General features: G+C 63.2%; 6 protein-coding genes and 1 riboswitch. Of the genes, 5 read left to right on the top strand and 1 reads right to left on the bottom strand.

The window, feature by feature from the left end:
- Positions 1 to 251: 251 nt before the first annotated feature.
- Positions 252 to 1,445 (bottom strand): DUF3798 domain-containing protein, encoded by a 1,194-nt coding sequence (locus Q0176_RS06070; protein WP_299300269.1) that lies wholly within the window; start codon positions 1,443 to 1,445, stop codon positions 252 to 254.
- A 223-nt stretch (positions 1,446 to 1,668) separates the two neighbouring features.
- Positions 1,669 to 1,762: riboswitch (THF riboswitch) on the bottom strand.
- 261 nt (positions 1,763 to 2,023) lie between these two features.
- Between Q0176_RS06070 and Q0176_RS06075 the strand changes: the two genes are divergently transcribed.
- The 5 genes from Q0176_RS06075 (at position 2,024) to Q0176_RS06095 (ending at position 6,491) form a co-directional block, all read left to right on the top strand.
- Positions 2,024 to 3,052, top strand: a complete 1,029-nt coding sequence (locus Q0176_RS06075; RefSeq protein ID WP_299300260.1) for a membrane dipeptidase — start codon at positions 2,024 to 2,026, stop codon at positions 3,050 to 3,052.
- Positions 3,049 to 3,516 carry a DUF1850 domain-containing protein gene (locus Q0176_RS06080; RefSeq protein WP_299300262.1) on the top strand — a complete coding sequence of 156 codons (468 nt, stop codon included), beginning with the start codon at positions 3,049 to 3,051 and terminating at the stop codon, positions 3,514 to 3,516. The genes Q0176_RS06075 and Q0176_RS06080 overlap by 4 nt, the downstream gene beginning before the upstream one ends.
- Positions 3,517 to 3,570: 54 nt before the next feature.
- Complete coding sequence (locus Q0176_RS06085; protein ID WP_299300264.1) at positions 3,571 to 5,520, top strand: TRAP transporter permease; 1,950 nt, start codon at positions 3,571 to 3,573, stop codon at positions 5,518 to 5,520.
- A 283-nt stretch (positions 5,521 to 5,803) separates the two neighbouring features.
- Positions 5,804 to 6,094 (top strand): OB-fold nucleic acid binding domain-containing protein, encoded by a 291-nt coding sequence (locus Q0176_RS06090; RefSeq protein WP_299300266.1) that lies wholly within the window; start codon positions 5,804 to 5,806, stop codon positions 6,092 to 6,094.
- A gap of 109 nt (positions 6,095 to 6,203) precedes the next feature.
- Positions 6,204 to 6,491, top strand: a complete 288-nt coding sequence (locus tag Q0176_RS06095; RefSeq protein WP_299300268.1) for a DNA-binding protein — start codon at positions 6,204 to 6,206, stop codon at positions 6,489 to 6,491.
- Positions 6,492 to 6,516: the final 25 nt, after the last annotated feature.

Genomic DNA, 6,516 nt, shown 5'->3' on the forward strand with positions numbered 1-6,516 from the left:
CGTCTCCTTTTTTTCTTTTTTCTCGGTTGCGGGCGGGGAGGGACGGCATCCCGTGGTGTACCGCCGTAGGGATATCGGGATGTATTTTTCATCAAGCGATAAGCCTCCTAAGGTATACAAAACCTGAACATCCTTTTGGAGGACGTTCCACCTTATTATCTCATCTTTTCGTTCATTTTGCCCCGATTCCCCTCGATCCGGCCACAACATGCTCCTTCGTTGTACCATGAGCCCTTTCCTTGGCGTTCGTCTCAGCGCCGCTGCGCGTCGGCGCCGTCGCTCCGCCTGGGGAAGGCCCCGATCCGAAAATATTTTTCCGGCACTTTCGTCTCCGTGATGCCGAAGTAGCCGCGTCCCAGAATGTAGATGTCCTGGTTGACCAGCACCACGTTTTTCAGACGAAGGCCTGTCCCCGCATCGACATAATGTATGGCGCTCCAATGGGCGCCCGGGGTGTGAAGCTCGTAACACGCGCGCAGATCGGTCAGGCTTTCGAGACGCGCCTTGCCTTCGATGCAGCGTTTTCCGAACTCCGCCAGGGCGACGACGTTCGTGTAGTCGTAGGAGAACGCCCCTGTCCCAATGCGGCCCCCTGCGCCGGCCTCCACCACGAAACGCTCCACCTTTTTCAGGATGGCGGGCCAGTTCCCCTTCTCCCTCGAGAGGTCTATCCCCAGCGCTCCCGGCAGCCCCATGATCGGAGAGAACAGGTCGACCACGTAGCCCCCCTGCTCGATGACCCGCGTGAGCATGGGCTCGATATGCGTGTAGTTGGTGCACAAAAAGGCCGTGTCCCTGCCGTATTTTTTCAGCCAGACGGGCATCTTCTCCAGGATGAACTGCTGGGCGCCGGCCACCCCGACGTCGCTGAGCGGGTCGGGCGCCGACTCGGCGTAGAAGGAGAGCCCAAGGTCCCGGCAGGCCTCCTCCATGATGGCGCGTCTGCGCCCCAGGGTCTCGAAGCTCATGTGACGCGGAAAGGAGATGTGGACGAAGTTTTTGGCCCCGACCTCCTTGGCGGCCAGGGGGATCAGGTAGCCGCGGCTGAAGCTGTCCGCGTTCACCACCAGATCCGCGGCGGAGGCGACGACGTTCAGGTCCTCATGGGCCTCCCCGACGAAGAGGAGGATGTCGGGACGCCGTTCCCGGACGCGGCGGAACCCCTCCGTCGTCCCGGGAATGCCGTGGCTGACGACGATCGCCTTCATCTTGGGGTCGTCGGCGAGCCCCACAATCTGGCCGATGGTGGTCTCCATCTCGGAGATGAACTGGTCGGGATAGGTCACGTGGAGGATCATGCCTCCATTTTCCGCGCTTCCATAGCGGTTGATCAGGCTCTCCGCACCTCGGAGGGAGTCCTCGGCGGCGGAGACGGTCCCCGTCATGAGCCCGATGTGAAAATCGGCCTGTGCGAGGGCGGGCTCCGAAAGAGCGGTGAGGAACATAAGACCGGCCAGCACAAAGGACGCCAGAGCGAAGGGCGATGGAGCGGAAAACGATGGAACGGAGGACGAAATGAGGGAAGGAAGGAATCCGAGGAAACGGGCGGAAATGGCGGGGAATGCGGTACGGACATTTTTCATGACGATCACCTCATCATCGATGATGAAGGCGAACAAAAAGAGCACTGTCCTCGACAGCGCTCCGCGATGAGTGAAACACAACCTCAACAGCGGACGCAGCTATGCACCGTACGGTCTCCCGTTTCGTTCCACGGCGACATCCCATCCGTGGACACTTGACGCACACAGCTTACTCTGTTTGCAGCCTACAGTGAAACTTCGCTCATTGTATTGACGGCGCCGAGGTTTGTCAAGGAAAACATACCCTGTGCGCCGGGGGCATGATGGTGCCGGGACTTTCGGGACGCCGCTGCCCCCGGCATGGAGGGGAACCGGGAACCCCGGAGCGGAGGCCCGCCAGAGGGGCGTTTTTTGCGTTTTCCCCTTCAATGCCGTATACTTTTGGCGATTTCAATCACTCGAGGTGTCCTCGAATCCCTGTATTCGGAGTGTGATCTTTCGTGTCCGCCATCGTCGTCGATGCCCATTACGACCTTCTGATGGACGTCTCCCGTCTTCGCAGAAGAGGGGAGACCCGCGTCATAGAGCGTTTCTATCTCGACGACCTGCGTGCCGCGGGGGTCAACGTGCTGGTCTGCTCGCTCTTCGTCGCAAGCGAATACATCCCCGAGATGGCGCTGCGCGAGGCCCTGAGGCAGATAGGCAATCTCCGTGCCGAGATGCGGGAGTCCCCGGGGCTCCTCGCGCTCTGCCGCACGGCCGAGGAGGCACGGCGTGCCGTGGAGGAGGGGAAGCTCGCTCTCTTCCTGTCTTTCGAGGGGGTCGACCCCCTGGGCAGCGACCTCCAGCTTCTCTCCGTCTTCCACGAGCTCGGCGTGCGCCTTGTGGGACTTGCCTGGAGCCGCAGAAATGCGGCGGCGGACGGCTGCCATTTCCGTCCCCTCGAGGAGGGGACGGTCGGTGGCCTGACGTCCTTCGGCGTCGCCCTTCTGCGGGAGGCCGACCGGCTGGGGATGATCGTGGACGTCAGCCATCTGAACGACGTCGGGTTCCGCGACGTCCTGCGCTTCTTCAACGGGCCCGTGATCGCCTCGCATTCCAACTGCCGCGCCCTCTGCGGCGTCGCCCGCAACCTGACGGACGAGCAGATCGCGGCCCTGGCCTCCCGGGGCGGCGCCATCGGGCTCAACAACATGGTCCATTTCGTGTACGCCGGTGAGGACGACAGGCCGGGATGCCCCGAGGCCGTGGCCCCGAAGCTCCCGCCCATTCCGGAGGGGAGGCCGCGCTATGCGGGGCTGCTCGACCATGCCCGGCATATCGTCGAGGTCGCCGGAGAGGATCACGTGGGGTTGGGCCTCGACCTCTGCGAATTCGCCCTCCCGGAGGGGGAGCGTGTCAACAGCGTGTTCCCCTCCTACAGGCATGTGGCGCCCTTTGTCGAGGCGGTCCGCCGGGAGTTCCCGCCCCGGGCCGCGGACAAGCTGTTGGGGGGCAACTGGATGCGCGTCCTCGAAGGGCTGCGGTGAGGTCTCGCTGGGCGCTTGGGGGGATTCTCGTCCTGTGGTGCGGCGCGCTCGTCCTGGCCCTGGATGCGCTGACGCCGCGGGTCTCGCTTTGTGACGATGAGGGCAGGGCGCTTTGCTCCTTCCCTCTTTATCCCGGCGAGTCCTTCGAGACGGAGTACATTCACTCCGTGCAGCTGTGCCCGGTGGTCGACCGCTATTATGCGGACGCTCGAAGGCTGTGGCTCTGGGAGGAGCGCACCCAGTCCACCAACGCCGGGCTCCCCACGGAGGCCCCTCCGCGAGGGCGCTTCGTGCACGAGCCGCCCTGGTACCGTTACATCGGGGGAGGGCGGTCCTTCGAGTCCATCGTCCTGAGGGTGGGGGACGCGCGTTTTGGACGAAATACCCTGACCCTGCCCTCCGGCGAAGTGCTGCCGCTTTTCGAGCTTTATCCGGGGCGTCGCCTGGTTCTGCGCGTGCAGTGAAGCGACGGCGCCGACCCGGTTTTGAAGAACTGGACCTCCGAGGAGGGGAGATACTTGGCAGAACGGATTGTGAGCAACGCCCCCGGCGATATCGATGTGGAGGAGATCAAGAGGCGGTACGACAGCGAGTCCCGTTTCCGTTCCCCGTCGGATTGGACGGGGAGGATGATCTCCGTCATTGCGGTGATGATGTCCCTGTTCCATCTCTACACCTCGGCCTTCGGCCTGCTCAAGGAGATGTGGCAGCGCCCCATTCACCTTTGTTTTGTCCTCGTCCTGGTCTTCCTTCTGTATCCCGCGACGTCCCGAAGTCCGAGGGACCGCATTCCCTGGTACGATTACCTCTGGGCGGCGGTGGGGGCCTTCGTGACCCTTTATATGGCCGCGGAGTTTTACGGCTCCATGCTGGCCCGGGCCGGGATGCCGAACACCCTGGACCTGGCCGTGGGGCTCCTGGGCATCGTCGTGGTCCTGGAGGCGACGCGGAGGGTCTCCAACCCCATTTTGCCCATCATCGTGATCGTGGCCCTCATGTACTGTTATTTCGGACGATACGCTCCGTCGCTGTTCCAGCATCGCGGGTACAACTTCTACCGCATCATCAACCACATGTACCTGGGGACCGAGGGGGTGTTCGGGACGCCCCTCGCCGTCTCCGCGACGTTCGTCTTCATGTTCATCCTGTTCGGCTCCATCGTGGAGCAGACGGGGCTCGGCAGGTACATCATCGACCTGTCCATGGCGCTGGCCGGCTGGTCGGCCGGCGGCCCGGCCAAGGTCGCCGTCGTCAGCTCGGGGATCATGGGCACGATCTCGGGCTCCTCGGTCGCCAACGTCTGCACCACCGGAATGTTCACCATCCCCCTGATGAAGAGCGTGGGGTACCAGCCCCATTTCGCCGGGGCCGTGGAGGCCGTCGCCTCGACCGGAGGGCAGATCATGCCGCCCGTCATGGGGGCGGCGGCCTTCATCATGGCCCAGACCATGGGGATATCCTACGTCGAGGTGGCGTTGGCCGCGGTCGTCCCCGCACTTCTCTATTACATCGCGGTCATCGTCCAGGTGCACTACGAGGCCACGCGACTGGGGCTCAAGGGCCTGCCCAGGGACCGATTGCCGCGCCTGTGGACGCTCCTTTGGGAGCGTGGACACCTGCTGATCCCGCTGGCGGGGATCATCTATTTCCTCGTTGCCGGCTACACGCCCCTTCAGGCGGCCTTTCGGGGAATCATCCTGACGCTCGTCACCTCCTATTTCCGCCGTGATACGTGGCTGACCCCGGCAAGACTATGGGAGGGCCTGGAGAACGGGGCGCGCGGAGCCTTGGGGGTAGCCTGCGCCTGCGCGACGGTGGGGCTGATCATCGGGACGGCGACCCTGACGGGATTGGGGCTGAAGCTGGCCCACGCCATCGTCACCCTGGCGGGCGGCAGCCTGCTGCTGACCCTGATCTTCACCATGGTCGCCTCGATCTTCCTGGGCATGGGGCTTCCGACGACGGCCAACTTCATCGTGACGAGCACCATGGCGGCGCCGGCTCTCATTCAGCTGGGCATTCCTCCCATGGCGGCTTATATGTTCGTGCTCTACTTCGGCATCGCGGCGGACCTCACGCCGCCCGTCGCCCTGGCGGCCTATGCGGGGGCGGGCATCGCCCGCGCGGATGCCTTCAGGACGGGGACGACGGCTACAAAACTGGCCCTGGCGGGCTTTCTGGTCCCCTACATCTATGCCTATAACCCCATTCTCGTCCTGGTGGACTTCGAGTTCCTGCCCTTCGCCCTCGCCGTGACCACCGCGCTGATCGGCGTCTTCCTGCTGGGGATGTCGACGATAGGGTTCTTCAGGGCGCCGATCTCCCTGGACCTGCGCGTCCTCGCCTTGGCCGGAGCGCTGGGGCTGATGATCCCCGGATGGAAATCGGACCTGGCGGGCTTCCTCGTGCTTGCCTTGATCTGGGGGGTCCAGTCGCGGAAGGAGAGGCGTGCGTCCAGGGCATCCTGAGCCCGTCCTCCTTCATGATTCCGCCGCATCGGACGGCTGCAGGGTCGAAGTCGGTTCAGCCTGTACGACAGCGCGCCCGATCCTCGATAAAGCCGCCGCAGCCCGTGGGCCTTGGGCTCCACGGGGAGGCTTTCGGTTTGCCGCTTTGCGAGGTAAAATGAGAGCGGAATGCTTTTCCCGCGGTGGTACCGCCCGGCCGTTCGATGGGGCCGGGGGCTGAGTGGGGGCGTTTTTGATATCGCTTTCTTTTCCGGGAATCCTACTTAAGAAGAGGTGAAGCGTAGTGGTGCAGATCGAAAACAGCGTCACGGTATCGGGGTTGCTGCATTTCATCAAGGGCGATAAAAAGGAGCGGAAGTATTTCCCCTTCTCCATCAGACATGAGAATCTCTGGACGGATGGTACCGTCCGCAAGGACTTCCTGACGGTGCGCGCCTTCGTTCCCGAGGTGCAGAAACAGTTGAAGGAGCTGGACGAGGGAGCCGCGATCAAGGTGGAGGGCGTGCTGCGCGCCTCGCGTGGGAGCGGCGACATGTATCTTTCCGCAGAGCGGCTGGAGGTTCTCAGCCAGTGACGGGACGCCCTTGAGAGAGGGCGCCTTTCGATTTTTTACGGATTGTATCGAGTGCGTTATGGATGGCTTGGCCGTCCCGGCACGAAATGACGGAAAGAGGGTGTTTCCTTTGAATTGGGAGAACAGCGTGCGGGTCTCGGGACAGGTGCACCTCCTCAAGGGACGGACGGAGGGGGAGACCGGGACGGGAAAATACGTACAGTTCGCGGTTCGTCAGGACAACCAGGATCCGGACGGTTCCCCGCGCCGCGACTTTCTGGTGGTGCGGGTCTATGACGACGCGTTGAGGGACGTCCTGAACGGGAAACAGGCCGGGGACCCCGTGGTCGTGGAGGGGACGCTGCGCTCCTCCCGGGGGAGCGGCGTCAATTACATCCGCTGCAAATCGATCCTTTAGTTTGAACGAACGAGGCGGGCCCTAC

It is taken from the genome of uncultured Fretibacterium sp. (genome assembly GCF_938040765.1).
Classification (GTDB): Bacteria; Synergistota; Synergistia; order Synergistales; family Aminobacteriaceae; genus CAJPSE01.

Bases quoted from the DNA above. Each gene is read 5' to 3' on its own strand.
- Q0176_RS06070 (WP_299300269.1), bottom strand. From the start codon at position 1,445: ATGTTCCTCACCGCTCTTTCGGAGCCCGCCCTCGCACAGGCCGATTTT.